Raw genomic sequence first — 19,876 nt, forward strand, 5'->3', positions numbered from 1 at the left:
AGACCAGGTTCGTCAGTCTTCCGGGACCGCCTTGGCGTGATCGCTGCTGGCATAGATCTTGAAAGGCTCTGAATCGCCGTCGATAACGCTCTCGTCGATGACCACCTTGGTGACATCCGGCTCGGATGGAATCTGGTACATGGTGTCCAGCAGGGTGGCCTCCATGATGGAGCGCAACCCCCGGGCGCCAGTCTTCCGCTCCATGGCCTTGCGCGCCACGGCCCGGAGAGCGTCCTCCCGGAAGTCCAGTTCCACGCCTTCCATGTCAAACAGCTTCTGATACTGCTTGGTGAGGGCGTTCTTGGGCTCGGTGAGAATCTGCACCAGCGCTTCCTCGTTGAGCTCCGTCAGTGTCGCCACCACCGGCAGGCGGCCGACAAATTCCGGAATCAGGCCGTACTTGACCAGATCTTCCGTTTCCACGTTCTTGATGATGTCGCCGCTGTTTTTCGCAGGATCGTGGCTCGCCACCGACGCCGAGAAACCGATGCTGCTCTTCTCGGTCCGCTCGCGGATGACCTTGTCCAGCCCCGCGAAGGCGCCGCCGCAGATGAACAGCATGTTGCCGGTGTTCACCTGCAGGAACTCCTGCTGGGGATGCTTGCGGCCACCCTGGGGCGGAACCGACGCGACGGTACCCTCGATCAGCTTCAGCAGCGCCTGCTGCACACCCTCGCCGGACACGTCCCGGGTGATGGAGGGGTTATCGGATTTGCGGGAGATCTTGTCGATCTCGTCAATATAGACAATGCCCCGCTGGGCCTTGTCCACATCGTAGTCGCATTTCTGAAGCAGCTTCTGGATGATGTTTTCAACATCCTCGCCCACGTAACCGGCCTCGGTCAGCGTGGTGGCGTCGGCAATGGTGAACGGAACATTGAGCATCCGCGCAAGTGTTTCCGCCAGCAGGGTCTTGCCGCTGCCAGTGGGGCCGATCAGCAGAATATTACTCTTGCCCAGCTCAACCTCGGCCTTGCCTTCGCCGTAGCGCAGACGCTTGTAGTGGTTGTAGACGGCAACCGACAGAACCACCTTGGCACGATCCTGACCGATGACGTATTCGTTAAGCGTGCTGCGGATTTCCTGGGGTGTCGGCAGGCGATCGCTGGCCTCTTCCTGGGCATTCTCCTGGATTTCCTCCCGGATGATATCGTTGCACAGGTCGACACACTCGTCGCAGATGAAAACCGAGGGCCCTGCAATGAGCTTACGGACTTCATGCTGGCTTTTTCCGCAAAACGAGCAGTACAGCAACTTGCCGTTATCGTCGCCCCTGCCGTTTCTTTCATCTGCCATTGAATTACCTCTGGTCTGGTGTTCGGTGCCAATGTGTGGCCTGGTATGCACCGTTACCGCTTAAGTACGCGGCCACACAACGATTCGATTACCTTCAGTATTATGTATTCGACGCACGCTTATCAAGTACGGTATCGATAAGCCCGTACTCCTTGGCCTGGGTCGGATCCATGAAATAGTCACGGTCTGTGTCCCGGGAGATGGTCGCAAGATCCTGACCGGTGTGCTCCGCCAGGATACGGTTCAGGGTATCCCGAATCTTGAGAATTTCCTTGGTGTGAATCTCAATATCCGTTGCCTGGCCCTGGTAGCCACCCAGCGGCTGGTGGATCATGACACGGGAGTGAGGCAGACAGGCCCGCTTGCCCTGGGCACCACCTGCCAGCAGGAAGGCACCCATGCTTGCCGCCTGGCCAACACAGAGTGTGGCGACATCCGGCTTGATGAACTGCATGGTGTCGTAGATGGACATGCCGGCCGTTACCGAGCCACCGGGGCTGTTGATATACAGATGGATATCCTTGTCCGGGTTCTCGGACTCCAGAAACAGCATTTGCGCCACGATCAGGTTGGCCATGTGGTCCTCCACAGGACCCACCATGAAAATAACCCGCTCTTTGAGCAGCCTTGAATAGATGTCAAACGAACGCTCCCCACGGGAGGTCTGTTCGATGACCATCGGAATCAACGCCGCGCTGGCGTCCATGGCGGAACCATCAAAAGGTTTCTGGGTCATGTCTGGCTGCACTCCTTATTGGGAATCGCACTGAGTTGGTTTTCACAAAGAAACAGCCGGACAAGCCGGCTGTTTCTCCGGGCAGTCAGCCCAAGGCAATGGTTGCTGTTAACCCTGTTGCTGCTGGGCCGCCTGGATGACCTCGTCATACTTGGCTTTCTTTTCCTTTACTTTGGCCTTATCAAGCACAAAGTCAACCACGGTGTCTTCCAGAACCACGGATTCAATCTGGGCCTTCTGATCCGGGTTGCTGTTGAAGTGCGTGATCACCTCTTCAGGCTGTTCATACGTTGACGCAATCTCGCGGATCTTTTCGTCAACTTTTTCCGGGTCCGCTTTCAGGTCGTTGGCCTTCACGATTTCCTGGAACAGCAGACCGGTCTTTACGCGACGCTTGGCCTGTTCCTCGAAGATCTCTTTGGGCAACTGCTGCGGATCCATCTGGCCACCGAAGCGCTGGACCGCGTCATTGCGCAGACGGTCGATCTCCTGGTCCACCAGTGCGGCCGGAATCTCAATCTCGGTGGTTTCCAGAAGGCCGTCGACCACGTCGTTCTTCACTTTGGCAGACATTGCCTGCTTGAGTTCCCGCTCCATGTTCTTTTTCACTTCCTCACGGAAGCCGGCCTCGTCCTCGGCATCAATACCGAAGCGCTGGAAGAATTCGGCATCGAGCTCGGGCAACTGGGGCTCCTCGACATCCTTCACGGAGATCTCGAACCTGGCTGCTTTTCCCTTCAGTTCCTCGTTGTGGTAGTCCTCGGGGAATGTCACTTCGATTTCCAGATCCTCACCGGCCTTCGCACCGATGATGCCTTCCTCGAAACCGGGGATCATCTGGCCTGAACCCAGCTCCAGGCGGTGGTCGGTAGCTTCGCCACCCTCAAAAGCCTCACCGTCCACATAACCCTTGAAATCAATGGTCACGGTGTCCTTCTTCTTGGACTTGCGCTTCACCGATTTCATGGTGGCCTGCTGACGACGAAGATTATCGATCATCTTGTCGATATCCTTGTCGGTCACCTCGGCCGTCATCTTTTCCACTTCAATCTGGCTCAGGTCGCCCACTTCAATTTCAGGCATGACCTCGAAAATGGCAACGAATTCCAGATCCTTGCCTTCTTCCATTGTCTTGGGCTCAAAACGGGGCCAGCCCGCCGGAGCCACGTCCTTCTCTTCCAGTGCCTTGACGTAGCTGTCGCGCATCACTTCGCCAACCACTTCCTGGCGAACACTGTCACCGAAACGACGCTTGACCACTCTCATCGGCACCTTGCCCGGACGAAAGCCATTCATGCGAACCGTACGCGCGGTTTCCTGAAGACGCTTTTCAACCGCCTGGTCGATTTCCTGGGCGGGCACACCAATCGTCATCCGACGCTCGATGTTGGACGTCGTTTCAACAGACACTTGCATGGAAGTTCCTCAAATTACCGAATCAGTATTGTGGATTTAGGTCGAGCTAAAACGCGTAGTCTACCACGGAACAAACAACGGAGAGAATCACCCGGAACGCAGGAAAACACAGGGGAATGGCAAGAAAACGATTTTGAGGCCTCCCTCACGCATCAGAGCCGGAGACTAACGAAAAGAAAACAACCCGGCCGGAAACCGTTTGTCGTCAAATGGTGCGCGAGGAGAGACTCGAACTCTCACGGGTTGCCCCACTGGAACCTAAATCCAGCGCGTCTACCAGTTCCGCCACTCGCGCAATGCAGTCTGATCGTACCCCGGCCCCTGCAGGCGCTGACGTTCCGCGATATGACGAAACAGGACCTCGGGCGAACTTAAGGGATTGATCGAAAAAGAGGAAAATGGGGTGGACGAAGGGGCTCGAACCCTCGACCGCAGGAGTCACAATCCTGAGCTCTACCAACTGAGCTACGTCCACCATATCATTTCTTGCGATGGTCGCCGGGGAGTCCCGGAATACCATAACTTTACTGAGCAGGGATGGGTCGAATCTGCCTGACCGGCTGTTGGCGCGCCCGGCAGGACTCGAACCTGCGACCCACGGCTTAGAAGGCCGTTGCTCTATCCAGCTGAGCTACGGGCGCTTGACCGTTCGCCCATCTGAACATCCAGAATGGGATTGGTCGGGGTAGAGAGATTCGAACTCCCGACATCCTGCTCCCAAAGCAGGCGCGCTACCAGACTGCGCTATACCCCGAAACCTGAACAACAGTTGCCTCTCAGCAAAGTTGGCGCGCATATTACCGGCGGATCCCCACCCCGTCAACCGGGATTTTCCCTTTATTCCCCGGTTGCGCCCCGGCGCCGCAACAGGAATTGGCGACAGATGCCTTACATGCGAGAATGCACGCCTTCAAAACTGTTACCAAAAGACAACGACATGACCGCAGAACTCATAAACGGAAAAGAGATAGCCGCGGGTATCCGCCAGCAGGTGGGAGCCGGCGTCGAAACCAGGCGCCTGAAGGGGCTGAGAGCCCCTGGCCTGGCGGTGGTGCTGGTGGGCAGTGACCCTGCCTCTCAGGTCTACGTCGGCAACAAGCGCAAGGCCTGCGAGGCCGCAGGCATACTTTCCCTTTCCTACGACCTGCCCGCCGACACCTCCCAGCAGACTCTCGAAGCCCTGATCGATGAGCTGAATGACAACCCGGACGTGGACGGCATCCTGGTGCAACTGCCACTACCCGCGCATCTGGATGATGACCCGATCCTGCTACGCATTCGCCCTGACAAGGACGTGGATGGCTTTCACCCCTACAACATAGGCCGCCTGGTGCAGCGGCAGCCGGCCCTGCGCCCCTGCACCCCTGCCGGCATTATCACCCTGCTGGACAGCATCGGAACCCCTTACAAGGGCCAGCACGCGGTCATTGTCGGCGCTTCCAATATCGTGGGTCGCCCCATGTCCATGGAGCTGCTGCTCAAAGGCGCCACCACCACCGTAACCCACCGCTTCACCAGGAACCTTGAGAAGTTCGTGGGCGAGGCGGACATCCTGATCGCCGCAGCCGGCAAGCCCGGGCTGATCAGGGGCGAGTGGGTCAAGCCGGGGGCGACCGTGATCGACGTGGGCATCAACCGCATGGAGGATGGCAAGTTACGGGGCGACGTGGAATTCGAAGCCGCTGCCGAGCGGGCGGCCTACATCACCCCGGTACCCGGCGGTGTAGGACCCATGACGATTGCCACCCTGTTGCAGAACACTCTGTATGCGGCGGATGTGCTGCATACCGATTGAAAAGACGGGTTTTAGCCACGGAATCCACGGAAGGACACGGAAATAAAAGACCAAAATAGCCACGGATGCTTGCCGGTCAGGTGCCCGTGAAACGCCCGAGCAATTCACAGCTATTTAATTTATTTTTGTTCTTCTTCCGCGTCATTCCGCGGATTCCATGGCTAACAATCACTTCACCGGCACTGACCAAAGGCGGCCCACAAAAAACCCCGCTCGGCGAAACCGGCGGGGTTTTTCGTTAGCCCGGGATCATTACTGCCCGAACTTCTCCTTGGCCTTCAGCCGGTAGGCGTGCAGGAGCGGCTCGGTGTAGCCGTTTGGCTGCTCGCGGCCCTTGAGCACCAGGTCAACAGCCGCCTGGAAGGCAACGCTGTCATCGAAGTTCGGCGCCATGTTCCGGTAGGAGGGATCACCTTCGTTCTGGCGGTCCACCACCGCGGCCATGCGCTTCATGGTGCTGACGATCTGCTCTTCGGTGCAGATGCCGTGATGAAGCCAGTTGCAAAGCAGCTGGGAAGAAATCCGCAGGGTGGCGCGGTCTTCCATCAGGCCCACGTCGTTGATGTCCGGCACCTTGGAGCAGCCCACACCGGCGTCAACCCAGCGAACCACGTAGCCCAGAATGCCCTGGGCATTGTTGTCCAGCTCTTCCTGAATCTCGCCTTCGGAAAGGGATTCGGGGTTGTCCATCACCGGCACGGTCAGAATGTCATCCAGGCTGGCCCGGAGCCGGCTCTCGAACTGCTTCTGGACATCCGCCACGTTGACCTGGTGATAGTGGATGGCGTGCAGTGTGGCCGCGGTCGGGGACGGAACCCAGGCAGTGTTGGCGCCAGCCTTGGGGTGGCCAATCTTGGTGTCCAGCATGCCGGCCATCAGGTCCGGCATGGCCCACATGCCCTTGCCGATCTGGGCAACGCCACGGAAGCCGGTTTCCAGACCGATGTCCACGTTCCACTGCTCGTAGGCCTGAATCCAGGTCGCCTGCTTCATGGCACCCTTGCGGATGAACGGGCCCATTTCCATGGAGGTATGGATCTCGTCACCGGTGCGGTCCAGGAAGCCGGTATTGATGAACACCGCCCGCTCCTTGGCTGCGTGGATGCAGGACTTCAGGTTGACCGTGGTGCGGCGCTCCTCGTCCATGATACCCACCTTAAGGGTGAAGCGGGTCAGGCCCAGCGCATCTTCGACTTTGGCGAAGAAGTCATTGGTGAACGCCACTTCCTCGGGACCGTGCATCTTCGGCTTGACGATGTAGACGGAACCCGTGGTGCTGTTCTGGTACTTGCTGTCGCCTTTCAGGTCGTGAATGGCGATTAGGGAGGTCATGAATCCATCCATCAGGCCTTCCGGGACCTCGCTGCCGTCTTTCAGCAGGATGGCCGGATTGGTCATCAGGTGACCCACGTTCCGCACGAACATCAGGCTGCGGCCCTTCAGCACCACGTCGCTTCCATCGGGCGCGGTATAGGTTCGGTCACCATGCATGCGACGGGTCATCATTTCACCGCCCTTCTGGAAGCTTTCCTCCAGGTCCCCCTTCATCAGGCCCAGCCAGTTGCGGTAGGCCAGTGCCTTGTCGTCGGCATCGACCGCTGCAACGGAGTCCTCGCAGTCCATGATGGTGGTCAGCGCGGACTCCATCAGCACGTCCTTGACGTGGGCACCGTCGTCCTTGCCGATGGGGTGACTGGCATCGATCTGGATTTCAAAGTGCATGCCGTTCTTCACCAGGAGGATACCCGTGGGCTCGCCGGAGGCGCCACTGTAGCCGGCGAAGGCGGACTCGTCCTTGAGGCCAGTGGTATTGCCATTCTGAAGTTTAACCACCAGCTTGCCGTCTTCCACCAGGTACCTGGCGGCATCGGCATGGCTGCCGGACGCCAGCGGTGCGGACTCGTCAAGCAGGTTGCGGGCAAACTCGATAACCTTGGCGCCGCGCACCGGATTGTAGCCGGGACCCTTCTGGGCACCACCCTCTTCAGCGATCACGTCGGTGCCGTACAGGGCGTCGTACAGGCTGCCCCAGCGGGCGTTGGCCGCATTCAGGGCGAATCGGCCATTCATCACCGGCACAACCAGCTGGGGGCCGGCCATGGTGGCGATCTCAGGATCCACATTGGAGGTGGAGATCTTGAAGTCGCCGGGCTCATCCACCAGGTAACCGATTTCTTTCAGGAAGGACTTGTACTCGTCCATCACGAACGCCTGGCCCTTATGGTTACGGTACCAGCCGTCCATCTTCTCCTGGATATCGTCACGCTTGGCAAGCAGTTCCCTGTTACGGGGCGCCAGCTCGTGGACAACCTTGTCAAACTCGGCCCAGAATCTGTCAGCGTCGACGCCGGTTCCCGGAATCGCTTCGTTGTTTACGAAATCGAACAGGTTCTTCGCGACCTGCAGGTCGCCGACTTGCACGCGTTCTGTCATCGTTATCTGCCTCAGTGTTGTCAGTATTCCGTAAGAGGCCGGTAGTTACGGCTACCGCGTATTGCCTCTTGCTCAATCTTCGGGGCGCAACAGTTTACGCCATATCCGGTCCTGCTGCCTACCCGCGACGCCAGCTTGTGCCTTCACGGCTATCGTCGAGGATGATGCCCTTTTCCAGCAGTTCGTCGCGGATACGATCCGCTTCGGCGAAGTTTTTATCCTTGCGCGCATTGGCACGGGCCTCGATCAGAGCTTCGACCTGCTCCTCGGTGAGGTCGGACAGGCCCGCCTTGAAGAAGGCCTCCGGATCCTGCTGCAAAAGCCCGAGCACGCCACCGAGCCGCACCAGTACAGCCGCCAGCTCCCTTGAACGGTGTTCGTCGCCATCCCGACGCGCCTGGTTCAGCTCGTTGGCAACACCATGGAGCACGCTCATGGCACCGGCGGTGTTGAAATCATCGTCCATGGTCTCGTGGAACTGGCGGTCGAACTCACCCTCGGGAACATTTTTCGCTGGCAGGACACCCCGCAGGGCGTGGTAAAGACGCTCCAGGGTGCGCCCGGCTTCCACCAGGTTATCCTCGGAGTAATCCACCTGGCTGCGATAATGGCTCGACACCAGGAAATAGCGCACCACCTCGGGTGGGTACTTGTCGAGAATCTCGCGAATGGTGAAGAAGTTGCCCAGGGACTTGGACATCTTCTCCCTGTTCACCCGGATCGCGCCGGCGTGCATCCAGACATTTACAAAGTGCTTGCCGGTCGCACACTCGGACTGGGCAATTTCATTCTCGTGGTGGGGAAACAACAGGTCCGGTCCACCGCCGTGGATGTCGAAGGTATCCCCAAGGCAGTGACTTGACATGGCGGAGCATTCGATATGCCAACCGGGGCGGCCGTCACCCCAGGGCGAGGGCCAGCTCACCTCACCGGGCTTGGCGGCCTTCCACAGGGCGAAGTCGGCAGGGCTTTTCTTGGCCTGCTCCACATCTACCCGGGCACCTGCCAGCAGGTCCTCCAGTCTCTTCTTGCTGAGCTTGCCATAGTCTTTGAAGCTGTCCACGGAGAAATAGACATCGCCGTTATCAGCGGCATAGGCATGGCCCTTGTTGATGAGTACCCGGATCATGGCCACGATCTCATCGACGAAGTCCGTCGCCCTCGGCTCCTCAGTGGGCGCCAGTACACCCAACCGGCGCTCGTCCTCGTGCATGGCGTCGATCATGCGCTGGGTCAGCGCGGTAAACCGCTCGCCGTTCTCATCGGCCCGGCGCAGGATCTTGTCGTCAATATCGGTGATATTGCGCACATAGTGGACGTCGTAGCCCCGGTGACGGAGATAGCGCGTAATTACATCGAACGCCACCAGCACCCGACCATGGCCCAGGTGACAGTAGTCATACACCGTCATACCACATACGTACATGCGCACCTTGCCCGGTTGAATGGGCTGAAAGTCTTCCTTTTGCTGGCTGAGAGTGTTGTAGATTCTAATCACGCGTTAAGCATCCAGATCATGCATTCAGTGAATTGGGGCTACACAACGATTACCCGATTGGGGTGGGAGCCGGGGAGGCCTCACCGGCTCGCGCCCCACTCCCCCAAACTGGAAATCAGCCCTTACCCTGTCCCCAGGAATCCCTGAGTGTCACAGTACGGTTGAAGACCAGACGTCCGGATTCGGACGCCGCTTCGTCAAAGAAGAAATAGCCTTCCCGTTCAAACTGGTAAGGCAGGTCGGCACGGGGATGGCCCAGGCTCTTCTCCGCCCTCACCTTTTCCAGCCGCACCAGAGACTCAGGGTTGAGATGGTCGGTGAAATCCCGCTCCCTGTCGCTGTCCGGATTCTCGTGCAGGAACAGACGGTCATACACATTGATATCCGCCTCGACACTGTCGGTGGCAGAAACCCAGTGGATGACGCCGTTGGGCTTGTAGCCTTCCGGGTTCACGCCCAGGGTCGCGGGATCGTACTCACACTTGAGCTCAACGATTTGGCCGCTGTCGTCACGGATGATCTGCCGGCAGGTCATCACATACCCGCCACGCAACCGAACGGCCTGATCCGGGGCAAGGCGTTTCCACTTGCGCGGGGGCTCCTCAACGAAATCCTCACGGTCGATGTACAGTTCACGGGTCCAGGGCACTTCCCGGGCCCCCATGGTCGGGTCCTGGGGATGAACCGGCAATTCCAGGGTCTCGGTTTTGTCTTCCGGATAATTGGTCAATGTCACCTTTAGCGGACGCATCACGCACATGGCCCGGGGCGCCCGGGTATTCAGGTCCTCGCGGATGGCGTGCTCGAGCATGCCCACATCCACGGTGCCGCCAGCCTTGTTGACTCCCACCATGTCGCAGAAAGTGCGAATGGATTCCGGGGTGTAGCCGCGACGGCGCATGCCGGAAATGGTGGGCATCCGCGGGTCATCCCAGCTGTCCACGAAACCTTCGTCCACCAGACGCTTGAGTTTGCGCTTGCTGGTAACCGTGTAGTTCAGGTTAAGGCGGGCAAACTCGATCTGGCGGGGATGGCAGGGGCCCGAGATATTTTCCAGAACCCAGTCATACAGCGGCCGGTGATCCTCGAATTCCAGAGTGCACAGGGAGTGGGTAATCCCCTCCATGGCATCGGAGATGGGGTGAGTAAAGTCGTACATCGGGTAGATGCACCACTTGTCGCCGGTCTGGTGGTGACTGGCGTAACGGATACGGTAAAGGATCGGGTCCCGCAGGTTGATGTTGGGGGACGCCATGTCGATCTTCGCCCTCAGCACCAGCTCGCCATTGGCAAACTTGCCATCGCGCATGTCACGGAAAAGTTGCAGATTCTCCGCCACCGGGCGGTCCCGGTAGGGGCTGTTTTTCCCCGGCTCCCTGAGGCTGCCCCGATATTCGCTCATCTCCTCCGCGGTCAGGGCGCAGACATAGGCCTTGCCCTTCTCGATCAGTTCCACGGCAAAGTCATAAATGGCATCAAAATAGTCCGACGCGTATCGCACATCCCCGGCCCATTCATAGCCCAGCCAGCTGACATCCCGCTTGATGGCGTCGATGTACTCCTGGTTTTCCTTCTCCGGGTTGGTGTCGTCGAAGCGCAGATTGCATTCACCGCCGAAGGTTTCCGCGATACCGAAATTGAGGCAGATCGACTTGGCATGACCAATGTGCAGATAGCCGTTGGGCTCCGGAGGAAAGCGGGTCACCACCTTGCCGGTATGCTCACCTTTGGCAATCGCATCCTCGATCAGGCTCTGGATAAAGTTATGGGCTTTTTTCGACTGGGCGCTCATAGGGTCTCGAAATGAAAGAAGTGGATCTGAAACCGCCTATTATACTCACAAAACCCTGTCCGACTCATGCCCCCGACGGAAAGTTGGTGAGGCGGCGGATGAGCGCCGGTTTACGGCTTCCTTTCCTCTTATAGCGATTTCTTGAGTTTGGCCAGCGAGACGCCGTGCCTGCGGATACCCTTCCAGGCATCGCCGTCCTTTTCCAGCCGCTTCCTGGCATCCTTCATTCTGTAACCATCCGGCCGCAGACCGGAATCATCCAGATCGGCCAGAACCAGGGGCATGGCCACCGGAGCACCGGGTTTCGCCCGCACGGAATAGGGCGTCACCGCTGTCTGGCCATAGGCATTGCGCATCACATCGAGGTATATCCGGTCACCACGATTACGCTTGCGATGTTCGGTTGTCAGGCTGTCGGGGTACCGGTCCGCGAGCTGCTTCGCCATGGCCTTGGCAAGATCCCGAACCTCATCGAAACCGGCCCCACGGCGCAAGGGCATGACAACGTGCAGGCCACGGGACCCGGTGGTCATCACGTAGGGAGAGGCGTCCAGGTCCTTCATCAGCTCTACCACCTTTCGCGCAGCATCCACCACCGGCCCGAAGGCGTCGGTGGACGGGTCCAGATCAAACACCAGCAGGTCGGGCTGGTCCGGGCGGTCACGGCGGGAGAGCCACCGGTGGAAGGCGATGGTCGCCTGGTCCGCCAGATAGACAAGAGAGGCAAGATTGTTGCAGACCGGGTGCTCCACGCTTTCCCCGCTGGAGCCGGACCGCTCGACCTTTACCGTACCCAGCCAGTCGGGGAAATACCCGGAAGCCCGCTGCTGAACAAAACCATCGCCCCCGATTCCGTCGGGGAAACGATGCAAAGCCAGGGGACGGTCTTCAAGATAACCCAGCATGGTATCTGCGACGGCTTCATAGTACTCAATGAGGTCCCCCTTGGTGATGCCGGCATCCGGAAACAGCTCCTTGTCCTCGTTGGACACATCCACGGTGTAGCGCCCGAACCGTCGTTTGGCCATGATGATTCCTCCTGAACTGATGGCGTCTGGTCACTCAGGCCGCTCGCGCCTGACCTTGGATGCCGACTTGTCCTCCCGCAGCCCCAGGAAACGGGGGTGGCGCAGACGACCGTCCCGGGTCCATTCCGTGAAGCCCACCTCACACACAAGGTCCGGCCTCACCCAGTGGGTCGCCGTGCCTTCCCCCGGGGTATCGTCGTCAAAGGGACTGCTCTGGCGGACACGCTTCGAGAGCCGGTCATGGAGATCTTTCAGCATGGCCTCGTCGAAGCCGGTGCCCACCCGCCCGGCATAGCGGAAATCACCATCCTCATAATAGCCAAGCAACAGGGCTCCGAAGCCGGTTCGTTCGCCTTCCGGATCAGTATAGCCACCGATCACCAGCTCCTGCTGATTGACGCACTTGAACTTCAGCCAGTCCCTGGAGCGTGACGCCCGGTAGGGGCTGTCCGCCCGTTTGGCGATCACGCCCTCCCAGCCCTTGCGGCACGCTTCACGGTAGTACTTTTCGCCATCCTCATTGCGGTGGGTGGTAAACCTGATGGGATCGGTGAATTCCAGTGCGTCTTTGAGCAGCTGCTTTCGGGTCCGCAGGGGCAATGCCCGCAGGTCATAACCGTCGTAATACAGCAGGTCGAAGAGGTACAGGTAGACACCAATTCCGCTGTCACGGGCCTCATCGGGATCCTGGATGCCGAGACGTCCCTGAAGGCGGGAAAAGCTGCTCAGCCCATCCCTGAAAGCCACCACTTCACCATCAATAACCATGTCGTTGCCGGCCTGTTCGGAAAGCGCTTCCACCAGTTCCGGATAGGATTTATTGAGCTCCTTGCGGTTGCGGGAATACAGCCGGGGGCTGGAGCCATGAACGTAAGCCAGCAGCCTTTCGCCATCCAGCTTGGGCTCGTAGATCCACTCCGGCGAGGAAAAGTGATCAGCGGTGAGAGTCGCCTTCATGGCATTCATCCAGTCCGGAAATGACGCCTTTTCGAGCCGTTCCCGGTCACTGCTCTGCAGTCGGTCGCGCCAGTCAGTCATCCTCCTCGCCCTCCTCCTCGGCTATTTCCGCCATGGACCGCCCGGACTTTACGGAATCGGGCTCCGTGGAAACCGGATTGCGTCGGGCGTCCGCGCCCTCATCATCCATTTTGATAAGCAGCCACTGGGGCTTGTCGCCACCCTGCGTCCGCTTCAGTGCATAGCCGCCACTGAGTTTCTCGCCTTCAAGCCAGACTTCCACAAGGCCATCCTCAAGGGACTTTTCCATACTCCTGGACTTGCTTCCCTTTTCGGCCCGAAGGTTTCGGTAGGTCCCGGCCTCCCATACCATTACCGTGCCCGCACCATATTCACCTGACGGGATACAGCCCTCAAAGTCGGCATAGTCGAGAGGGTGATCCTCCGTCTGGATGGCAAGGCGCTTCTCGGAAGGATCCGTGGAAGGACCCTTGGGCACTGCCCAGGAAATCAGGACGCCGTCCACTTCCAGGCGGAAATCGTAATGCAGGCTCGAAGCATCGTGCTTCTGGATCACGAAACGCCGGCCCCCGCCCGATGAACCCGAGCCGCCCCGTGGCTCTGAAGTGCGGCTGAAATTCCGTTTTTTCCGGTAGCTCGACAGTTTTTTGTCACTCATTCGGAACCCCTTTCAAATGAACGCATCCCGGCAGTCAAAAAGCCCCCCGGCCACAGCGGATACCGTGGGTGTGGCACAGGCGGATTCAAGGGCCGGGGTCGCTGCCCTCACTCCTCCCGCGGGCGAGAAATCCGGATCCGACTCATGCATGGCGGATGACTCTCCAGTACAATAAGCGTAGCAATGTTTTCAAGAACCAATAGCGACCAAACCGGTACAGGAACCACGAATGATTCTGCTGCAGACCAACCACGGTGACATCAAGCTGGAACTCGATTACGACAAGGCGCCGGAAACCGCCCGGAACTTTGAGCAATATGTTCGCGAAGGCTTTTACGACGGACTTGTTTTTCACCGCGTCATCAGTAACTTCATGATCCAGGGCGGCGGCTTCGAGCCCGGCATGAAGCCTCGCAAGACCCACGAGCCAATCACCAATGAGGCCGACAACGGTCTCAGCAACATGCGCGGAACTGTTGCCATGGCCCGTACCATGGACCCCCATTCGGCGACGGCGCAGTTCTTCATCAACGTCGAGAATAACGGCTTCCTGGACCACACCGCCAAGAATGCCGAGGGCTGGGGCTATTGCGTCTTTGGCCGGGTGGTGGAAGGCATGGACACCGTCGATCGCATCCGCTCCATACGTACCACGATGAAGGCGGGCCATCAGGACGTGCCGGCCGAGGACGTGGTGATCGAAAAGGCGGAGGTACTCGAGGACGGGGCAAAGGCGTGATCACCCGCTTCATCTCGGACCTTCACCTGGAGGAGTCACGCCCTGACATAACCGATGCCTTCCTGACCTTCCTTGAGGACAGGGCGATGGGCATCGACGCGTTGTATATCCTCGGGGATTTTTTCGAGGCCTGGATTGGCGACGATGAGCAGACGCCGTTGCAGAACCGGGTAGCCCAGGGGCTGCGGGCAGTCAGTGAGAGCGGAACCGAGCTGTACCTGATGCACGGCAACCGGGATTTCCTGATTGGTGAGGCGTTCTGCCAGCGGATCGGCGCAACCCTGTTGCCCGATCCCACGGTGGTGGACCTCTACGGGACGCCCACCCTTCTCATGCATGGCGACAGCCTGTGCACGGCGGACGTGGAGTACCAGAAATTCAGGGCCAGCATGCGTAACGAGCAATGGCAGAAGATGTTTCTCCAGCGCCCCCTGGCAGATCGCCAGATGGTGGCCCGCCAGCTGCGGGAAATCAGCATGGCCAAGAACCAGGGCAAGCAGGAATCCATCATGGATGTCACTCCGGAGGAAGTGGTCCGGGAAATGGAGAGCCACGGAGTCCAGCGCCTGATCCACGGTCACACCCACCGTCCCGCCATCCATGTGCTGGAGGCCAATGGCGAGCCTGCCTGGCGGATTGTGCTGGGGGACTGGGACACCCATGCCTGGTGGCTGGATGTGCCGGCCAACCAGGAGCCGGAACTCAGAAAGAAGCCGCTCTGAAAGGACCTGTGTGGCTGCACCCTGTTGTCGCAGCTCTTCGGCATCGGGCCAGAACGGCCGGCTCAGGGCGTTTCATGAGGCTGCTGGTAGGTTTCCAATCGCTTCAGCCATCCGGGTAACCAGCGCTCCCGCTCAATGGCGTTTTCCGCCAGCTCGCTGCGCCGGCGGAGAACCGTTGCGGCGGCATCCCGGAAGGCCTCCACGGCGACCCGCTCGGAAGCCGGCAACGCCATGGTTTCGATCACCTGCAACAGCCCCCATCCCTCGCCCTGGTAGCGTTCCGTTGGCGACAGGCCCTCCCCCTTGAAATTGACGTAGTCGATCAGGGCGTAGACTCCCCCTGGCGTTGACGCCAGCAACCCCAGTTTCTGACGGGTGAGCGCCGGCACCCTTGAAGCCTCGGCAATGTCTGCCAGGGCTCTCTGAGCCCGCCGGAACAGAAAAGCCACCTGAAGACCCTGATGGTCCATGAGGAACCGGCGCAGGCCAGGGATACGCTCATCACTCCGTTCCACGGCCAGGAATGTCGCGCGGTCCGGCCATGGCGCGTCCATGGGTTCAAGCCGGGTCAGCCAGCCTGGCAGGGTCGCCCCCTGTTCGCGGAGAAACGCCACCAGATCAGGAAAGCTCTCCTTAAACCGCCCGGTTTTCCCGGCGGGATACCAGATGAAATGGCCGATGCCCAGTGACGGAAAGGCCTCCCCCTCATTCCAGTGCACCAGGCAACGCTGCCGGCCACCGCATTCGTTACGGAAGACCTGCTGCCCGACCCACTCCAGTTCCTCCTCGGTCAGCGCAAGGGTAACCGCCTGTCCGGGCGCCGACAGCAGCAGTACCAGCAGGCCGAGGCCCCACAGAAAAAGCCGCCGGCAATGGGGTATCCGGTCATGCCCAGTCAACTTCATCGTATTTTCCGCAACAGGAAGCAGTGGGCCAGTCAGGGCTGGACGGTAGCGCCCCGGCCCTCGGCCCGGGCGTCGTTGCTGATGGCGGATTCAAAACCCCAGCGACGGATATCAAAACCATACTCCTGCTCGAATTTTTGCATATCCGGCTGTAGTTGTTCCAGAACATGAGCCCGCTCCGATGGTGAGAGCAGGCGCGGTCGCCGGGGAGACATCGAGGCAAGCAGCTTCTGTATCCGTTGGCGCAACGTCGGTGGCACATGGCGGGACAGGCGGCCCAGTGAGGAGCGTTTCAATGCCCGCTCCAGCAGGCTCTGCACCCGGGTCTGATTCCTCACCTCAAACGTCGGCGGACGATAGGTTTCATCGATACCGAGGAAATCACATACACGTCGAACCACCAGGGCCGGAGCCGATGTCAGCTCCTCGAAATCCACTATGAGGAAGTCCCTGGCCGGAAACAGGTGCCGGTATTGGGAAAGCTGAAGGTAGTAGTTGGACGTGTTGATCAGATGGTCGTCGACGATTCGCGCCCTGAATTCCACATCGCGCAGCATGTAATTGTAGTGGGAAACGATCCGGTCGAAGGGGTTACGTACCATATAGACAAACCGGGGCCGGATCCCATGGCCATGGATACGTTGGGGAACTCCGTTTTCCTCCGGAAACTTCGAGTAGCCGGTGGACGCCTCCATGGCGAATCGATGAATCCCAGGATCGAACTCCCATAACTGCGAATAATCTGACAGAGACAGGCCATGGCGCTGGTTGGATGAGAAATATTCCGGCTCCTTGGTAATGGCCGGACAGATCTGGGGGTGACCCTGGAGGTAGTCGTAAAGGGATGAGGTGCCACACTTCATGGCCCCGATGATCATCAGGTAGCCGTCTTGGGGAATTTTCTCTGGCATGAACTCACCTCCCTGTCTGAATCCGGTACGGCAAGTCCTGCCGCTTTCAGTAAACTGCTGAAACGCTATCCAACCCGGCGCCCCGGTGCAAGCGTGTACAGGAAGTACAGTTCCCGCCCCGAGCCCTGATTTGCCAATCGAGCAGCATAAAAAACCCCGGCAGCCAGGACCGGGGTTCGGGTGAGGTGCGGATCGTTTTACTGCTCCACAAATGCCCGCTCAATAACATAATGGCCAAGGTCACCATGACGGGCCTCGCGAAAACCCATGTTGTCCAGGATACGGCAGGTGTCCTTGAGCATGCTGGGGCTGCCACAGACCATGAAGCGGTCATTCTCCAGGTCGAATTCCGGCAGGCCCAGGTCGCGGGTCAGTTTGCCGGTTTTCATGGCGTCAGTCAGCCGGCCCTGGTTGCGGAATTCCTCGCGGGTAACGGTGGGGTAGTAAAGCAGCTTGCCATCAACCATTTCGCCGAAATACTCGTTCTCGGGCAGTTCCTCAATATCCTTCTGATAAGCCAGTTCAGAGGTGTAACGCACACCGTGGGTCAGGATAACCTTGTCGAAGGCCTCGTAGACCTCAGGGTCCTTGATGATACTCAGGAACGGCGCCAGACCGGTACCGGTGCTGATCAGCCAGAGATTTCTGCCAGGCAGCAGGTTGTCCAGGATCAGAGTGCCGGTGGGCTTGCGGCTCACCAGGATTTCGTCCCCCACCTGGATCTTCTGCAGGCGGGATGTGAGCGGACCGTCCGGAACCTTGATGGAGAAAAATTCCAGCTCGTCCTCATAATTCGCGCTGGCAATACTGTAGGCGCGCATCAGGGGCTTGCCATCGGTTTCCAGGCCAATCATGGTGAAATGGCCATTCTTGAACCGGAAGCCCGGGTCACGGCTGGTGGTGAAGCTGAACAGGGTGTCGTTCCAGTGCTTGACGCTGGTGACCGTCTCTGTGTTCATTTTGCTCATAATGAATATCCGCCTGTGACGTTCTGGATCTCTGATAAAAAATCATCGATTTCGATTGAGCCTATAGTACCTGAAAGGTAACCTATCGATGAAATGGGATATTTTCATAACCTTATTCGGCCAAATCGATTATGAAGTACAGCTTCCGTCAGCTTGAGGTCTTTCTTGCCGCCGCCAGGTTCCAGAACATTACCCGGGCCGCGGAGTCACTGGCCATGTCCCAGTCCGCCGCCAGCAGCGCCCTCAAGGAACTGGAGAACCAGTTCGACATCCAGCTTTTCGACCGCGTCGGCAAGCGCCTGCAGCTCAACGAGCTCGGCCGCCTGTACCGCCCCAAGGTGGAAAGCGTCCTGGCCCAGGCCGGTGAACTTGAGCAGGCGCTGAGCAAACACACGGAGGTGGGCGCCCTCAAGGTTGGCGCCACTCTCACCATCGGCAACTACCTGGCTGTCGGTGTCATGGCCGAATACATGAACACCCCTGCCCGTCCCAAGGTTTCCCTGGAAGTGGCGAACACCAGTGCCATTGCCCGGAGGGTGATGGACTACGAACTGGACATCGGCCTGATCGAGGGGGAGCTGCAGTCGCCGGATCTGGAGGTGATTCCCTGGCGCCACGACGAGCTGGTAATTTTCTGCTCACCGGAGCATCCGCTGGCAGGCAAGGACGGCCTGACGGACGAGGACCTGAAGTCCGCCACCTGGATTGCCAGGGAACCCGGCTCCGGTACCCGCCAGACTTTCGAGCGGGCCATGCACGGCCTGCTACCGGACCTGAACATTCTGCTGGAACTTGAACACACGGAGGCCATCAAGCGTGCTGTTCAAGCCAACCTGGGAATTGGCTGTCTGTCCCGGATGTGCCTGTCGGACGCTTTCAAACGAGGTGATCTGGTGCCGCTCAGGGCTGCGGCTCACCGGCGGTTCGACCGGCAGTTCTATTTCATTCTGCACAAGCAGAAATACCGTAGTGCGGGGATTGATAGATGGATGGAGCTTTGCAGAGAATTGTAGGTTTTTTGCCACGGAATCCACGGAAGAACACGGAAGAACACGGAAACAAAAGACCAAAATGGCCACGAATGGTCGCGAACCAAGTGTCTGGGCCCGCGATGGGGAATCCTTTCTTCCGGGAAAAGAACTTGCTGCGCTCAGACACCTTTTCCCTGCAGAAAAGACACCCCACCCCGGACCCGACCTGACGGTGAGCACTGGCTTTTGTCGCTTTTCTGTCCGTGCAGTCCTTGACCAGACAATCTTTTTCCCTGTATTTGTTGGTTTTCTTCCGTGTCTTTCCGTGGATTCCGTGGCTAAATCACTGGTCCTGAGTGAAACCGGAACTCCGTGTCAGGCGTTTCGATTAATTCTCTCTCGACTGCCAGAAATTCGGCCACACGCTCATCCACCGGCCCATCATTGGCCTGCTCCGCCAGCTTCAGGTAATCCTGATAGTGCCGGGCCTCGGATTTCAGCAGGCTGTTATAGAAATCCGCCAGTTTCTCATCCAGATAAGGAGCCAGGGCAGCGAAGCGCTCACAGGAGCGGGCCTCGATGATGGCGCCGACGATCAGCACATCCACCAGCCGGCCGGGATCCTCGCTGCGGACCTGCTGACGAAGGCCCGCGGCGTAACGGGCCGGCGACAGATGGCCATAGCTCACGCCCCGCTTTTTCATGATCGCCAGTACCTGTTCGAAATGCCGCAGTTCCTCCCTGGCCAGCCTCGACATCTTGTTGAGCAGCTCGGTGTTGTCCACGTATCGATACATCAGGCTGAGGGCTGTGGAGGCCGCCTTTTTCTCGCAGTGGGCATGATCAATCAGCATCAGGTCCTGGTTGGCCAGGGCGTTTTCGATCCACCGATGTGGTGTACGACAGGGCAGGAACTGGTGAATCTCGGCAAGGGCAGCGTTGGTGTCTGACATGTTGATCCTGAAGTCTTGGACGGTCGGCGGCGCGGAGTATACATCACCCTCTGCATAAACTCCGACCATCGGCCAAC

At 58.9% G+C, this 19,876-nt stretch carries 17 protein-coding genes and 4 tRNA genes; 4 read left to right on the forward strand and 17 right to left on the reverse strand.

Going from position 1 to position 19,876, the window contains the following annotated elements; genetic code table 11:
* Positions 1–12: 12 nt before the first annotated feature.
* The 7 genes from clpX to BM346_RS04100 form a co-directional block, all read right to left on the reverse strand.
* A complete protein-coding gene (gene clpX, locus BM346_RS04070; RefSeq protein ID WP_092009115.1) occupies positions 13–1,296 on the reverse strand; it encodes an ATP-dependent Clp protease ATP-binding subunit ClpX in 1,284 nt (427 codons plus the stop codon).
* Positions 1,297–1,396: 100 nt separating this feature from the next.
* Positions 1,397–2,032, reverse strand: a complete 636-nt coding sequence (gene clpP, locus BM346_RS04075; protein ID WP_092009117.1) for an ATP-dependent Clp endopeptidase proteolytic subunit ClpP — start codon at positions 2,030–2,032, stop codon at positions 1,397–1,399.
* A gap of 108 nt (positions 2,033–2,140) precedes the next feature.
* On the reverse strand, positions 2,141–3,448 hold the full coding sequence (gene tig, locus BM346_RS04080; protein ID WP_092009119.1) for a trigger factor: 1,308 nt from the start codon (positions 3,446–3,448) through the stop codon (positions 2,141–2,143).
* Between the two features lie 210 nt (positions 3,449–3,658).
* Positions 3,659–3,743: transfer RNA gene (locus BM346_RS04085), tRNA-Leu, on the reverse strand.
* A 104-nt stretch (positions 3,744–3,847) separates the two neighbouring features.
* Positions 3,848–3,923 (reverse strand) — tRNA-His (locus BM346_RS04090).
* 89 nt (positions 3,924–4,012) lie between these two features.
* Positions 4,013–4,089: transfer RNA gene (locus tag BM346_RS04095), tRNA-Arg, on the reverse strand.
* Between the two features lie 36 nt (positions 4,090–4,125).
* A tRNA-Pro gene (locus tag BM346_RS04100) sits at positions 4,126–4,202 on the reverse strand.
* Positions 4,203–4,385: 183 nt separating this feature from the next.
* Between BM346_RS04100 and folD the strand changes: the two genes are divergently transcribed.
* Positions 4,386–5,243 (forward strand): bifunctional methylenetetrahydrofolate dehydrogenase/methenyltetrahydrofolate cyclohydrolase FolD, encoded by an 858-nt coding sequence (folD, locus tag BM346_RS04105; RefSeq protein ID WP_092009120.1) that lies wholly within the window; start codon positions 4,386–4,388, stop codon positions 5,241–5,243.
* Positions 5,244–5,495: 252 nt separating this feature from the next.
* On the opposite strand, the gene BM346_RS04110 is transcribed toward folD, so the two are convergent.
* The 6 genes from BM346_RS04110 to BM346_RS04135 form a co-directional block, all read right to left on the reverse strand.
* Positions 5,496–7,676 (reverse strand): malate synthase G, encoded by a 2,181-nt coding sequence (locus BM346_RS04110; protein WP_092009122.1) that lies wholly within the window; start codon positions 7,674–7,676, stop codon positions 5,496–5,498.
* 118 nt (positions 7,677–7,794) lie between these two features.
* Positions 7,795–9,174, reverse strand: coding sequence for a cysteine--tRNA ligase (gene cysS, locus BM346_RS04115; protein ID WP_092009124.1), 1,380 nt, complete (start codon positions 9,172–9,174; stop codon positions 7,795–7,797).
* A 115-nt stretch (positions 9,175–9,289) separates the two neighbouring features.
* A complete protein-coding gene (locus BM346_RS04120; protein WP_092009126.1) occupies positions 9,290–10,966 on the reverse strand; it encodes a glutamine--tRNA ligase/YqeY domain fusion protein in 1,677 nt (558 codons plus the stop codon).
* A gap of 128 nt (positions 10,967–11,094) precedes the next feature.
* The gene (ligD, locus tag BM346_RS04125; protein ID WP_092009128.1) at positions 11,095–11,994 is read right to left on the reverse strand and encodes a non-homologous end-joining DNA ligase; all 900 of its coding nucleotides are present in this window, start codon (positions 11,992–11,994) and stop codon (positions 11,095–11,097) included.
* Positions 11,995–12,024: 30 nt separating this feature from the next.
* Positions 12,025–13,032: a non-homologous end-joining DNA ligase gene (gene ligD, locus BM346_RS04130; protein ID WP_092009130.1), complete on the reverse strand. Its 1,008-nt coding sequence runs from the start codon at positions 13,030–13,032 to the stop codon at positions 12,025–12,027.
* A complete protein-coding gene (locus tag BM346_RS04135) occupies positions 13,025–13,630 on the reverse strand; it encodes a DNA polymerase ligase N-terminal domain-containing protein (protein WP_092009132.1) in 606 nt (201 codons plus the stop codon). The genes ligD (BM346_RS04130) and BM346_RS04135 overlap by 8 nt, the downstream gene beginning before the upstream one ends.
* Before the next feature lie 229 nt (positions 13,631–13,859).
* On the opposite strand from BM346_RS04135, the gene BM346_RS04140 reads away from it, so the two are divergent.
* Together BM346_RS04140 and lpxH are read left to right on the forward strand one after the other, a co-directional pair.
* Positions 13,860–14,369 (forward strand): peptidylprolyl isomerase, encoded by a 510-nt coding sequence (locus tag BM346_RS04140; RefSeq protein ID WP_092009134.1) that lies wholly within the window; start codon positions 13,860–13,862, stop codon positions 14,367–14,369.
* Positions 14,366–15,091 carry a UDP-2,3-diacylglucosamine diphosphatase gene (gene lpxH, locus BM346_RS04145; RefSeq protein ID WP_092009136.1) on the forward strand — a complete coding sequence of 242 codons (726 nt, stop codon included), beginning with the start codon at positions 14,366–14,368 and terminating at the stop codon, positions 15,089–15,091. Before BM346_RS04140 ends, lpxH begins: the two co-directional genes overlap by 4 nt.
* Before the next feature lie 62 nt (positions 15,092–15,153).
* Here the strand turns inward: lpxH and BM346_RS04150 are convergent, their stop codons facing one another.
* The 3 genes from BM346_RS04150 to BM346_RS04160 form a co-directional block, all read right to left on the reverse strand.
* Positions 15,154–15,996 carry a hypothetical protein gene (locus BM346_RS04150; protein ID WP_092009138.1) on the reverse strand — a complete coding sequence of 281 codons (843 nt, stop codon included), beginning with the start codon at positions 15,994–15,996 and terminating at the stop codon, positions 15,154–15,156.
* Positions 15,997–16,028: 32 nt separating this feature from the next.
* Complete coding sequence (locus BM346_RS04155) at positions 16,029–16,907, reverse strand: sulfotransferase (protein ID WP_092009139.1); 879 nt, start codon at positions 16,905–16,907, stop codon at positions 16,029–16,031.
* Positions 16,908–17,104: 197 nt separating this feature from the next.
* Positions 17,105–17,875, reverse strand: coding sequence for a ferredoxin--NADP reductase (locus BM346_RS04160; protein WP_092009141.1), 771 nt, complete (start codon positions 17,873–17,875; stop codon positions 17,105–17,107).
* Between the two features lie 131 nt (positions 17,876–18,006).
* Here BM346_RS04160 and BM346_RS04165 point away from each other — a divergent pair, with 131 nt between their 5' ends.
* On the forward strand, positions 18,007–18,888 hold the full coding sequence (locus BM346_RS04165) for a LysR substrate-binding domain-containing protein (protein ID WP_092009143.1): 882 nt from the start codon (positions 18,007–18,009) through the stop codon (positions 18,886–18,888).
* Positions 18,889–19,184: 296 nt separating this feature from the next.
* Here the strand turns inward: BM346_RS04165 and miaE are convergent, their stop codons facing one another.
* Positions 19,185–19,799 (reverse strand): tRNA-(ms[2]io[6]A)-hydroxylase, encoded by a 615-nt coding sequence (gene miaE, locus BM346_RS04170; protein WP_092009145.1) that lies wholly within the window; start codon positions 19,797–19,799, stop codon positions 19,185–19,187.
* Positions 19,800–19,876 lie beyond the last annotated feature (77 nt).

Source organism: Marinobacter daqiaonensis, assembly GCF_900115285.1.
Taxonomy (GTDB): domain Bacteria; phylum Pseudomonadota; class Gammaproteobacteria; order Pseudomonadales; family Oleiphilaceae; genus Marinobacter; species Marinobacter daqiaonensis.

What these genes read in the sequence shown, in the direction of transcription:
- clpX (WP_092009115.1), bottom strand. Translation starts at nt 1,296, where the DNA reads ATGGCAGATGAAAGAAACGGCAGGGGCGACGATAACGGCAAGTTGCTG.
- clpP (WP_092009117.1), bottom strand. Translation starts at nt 2,032, where the DNA reads ATGACCCAGAAACCTTTTGATGGTTCCGCCATGGACGCCAGCGCGGCG.
- tig (WP_092009119.1), bottom strand. Translation starts at nt 3,448, where the DNA reads ATGCAAGTGTCTGTTGAAACGACGTCCAACATCGAGCGTCGGATGACG.
- folD (WP_092009120.1), top strand. Translation starts at nt 4,386, where the DNA reads ATGACCGCAGAACTCATAAACGGAAAAGAGATAGCCGCGGGTATCCGC.
- BM346_RS04110 (WP_092009122.1), bottom strand. Translation starts at nt 7,676, where the DNA reads ATGACAGAACGCGTGCAAGTCGGCGACCTGCAGGTCGCGAAGAACCTG.
- BM346_RS04120 (WP_092009126.1), bottom strand. Translation starts at nt 10,966, where the DNA reads ATGAGCGCCCAGTCGAAAAAAGCCCATAACTTTATCCAGAGCCTGATC.
- ligD (WP_092009128.1), bottom strand. Translation starts at nt 11,994, where the DNA reads ATGGCCAAACGACGGTTCGGGCGCTACACCGTGGATGTGTCCAACGAG.
- ligD (WP_092009130.1), bottom strand. Translation starts at nt 13,032, where the DNA reads ATGACTGACTGGCGCGACCGACTGCAGAGCAGTGACCGGGAACGGCTC.
- BM346_RS04135 (WP_092009132.1), bottom strand. Translation starts at nt 13,630, where the DNA reads ATGAGTGACAAAAAACTGTCGAGCTACCGGAAAAAACGGAATTTCAGC.
- BM346_RS04140 (WP_092009134.1), top strand. Translation starts at nt 13,860, where the DNA reads ATGATTCTGCTGCAGACCAACCACGGTGACATCAAGCTGGAACTCGAT.
- BM346_RS04150 (WP_092009138.1), bottom strand. Translation starts at nt 15,996, where the DNA reads ATGAAGTTGACTGGGCATGACCGGATACCCCATTGCCGGCGGCTTTTT.
- BM346_RS04155 (WP_092009139.1), bottom strand. Translation starts at nt 16,907, where the DNA reads ATGCCAGAGAAAATTCCCCAAGACGGCTACCTGATGATCATCGGGGCC.
- BM346_RS04160 (WP_092009141.1), bottom strand. Translation starts at nt 17,875, where the DNA reads ATGAGCAAAATGAACACAGAGACGGTCACCAGCGTCAAGCACTGGAAC.
- BM346_RS04165 (WP_092009143.1), top strand. Translation starts at nt 18,007, where the DNA reads ATGAAGTACAGCTTCCGTCAGCTTGAGGTCTTTCTTGCCGCCGCCAGG.
- miaE (WP_092009145.1), bottom strand. Translation starts at nt 19,799, where the DNA reads ATGTCAGACACCAACGCTGCCCTTGCCGAGATTCACCAGTTCCTGCCC.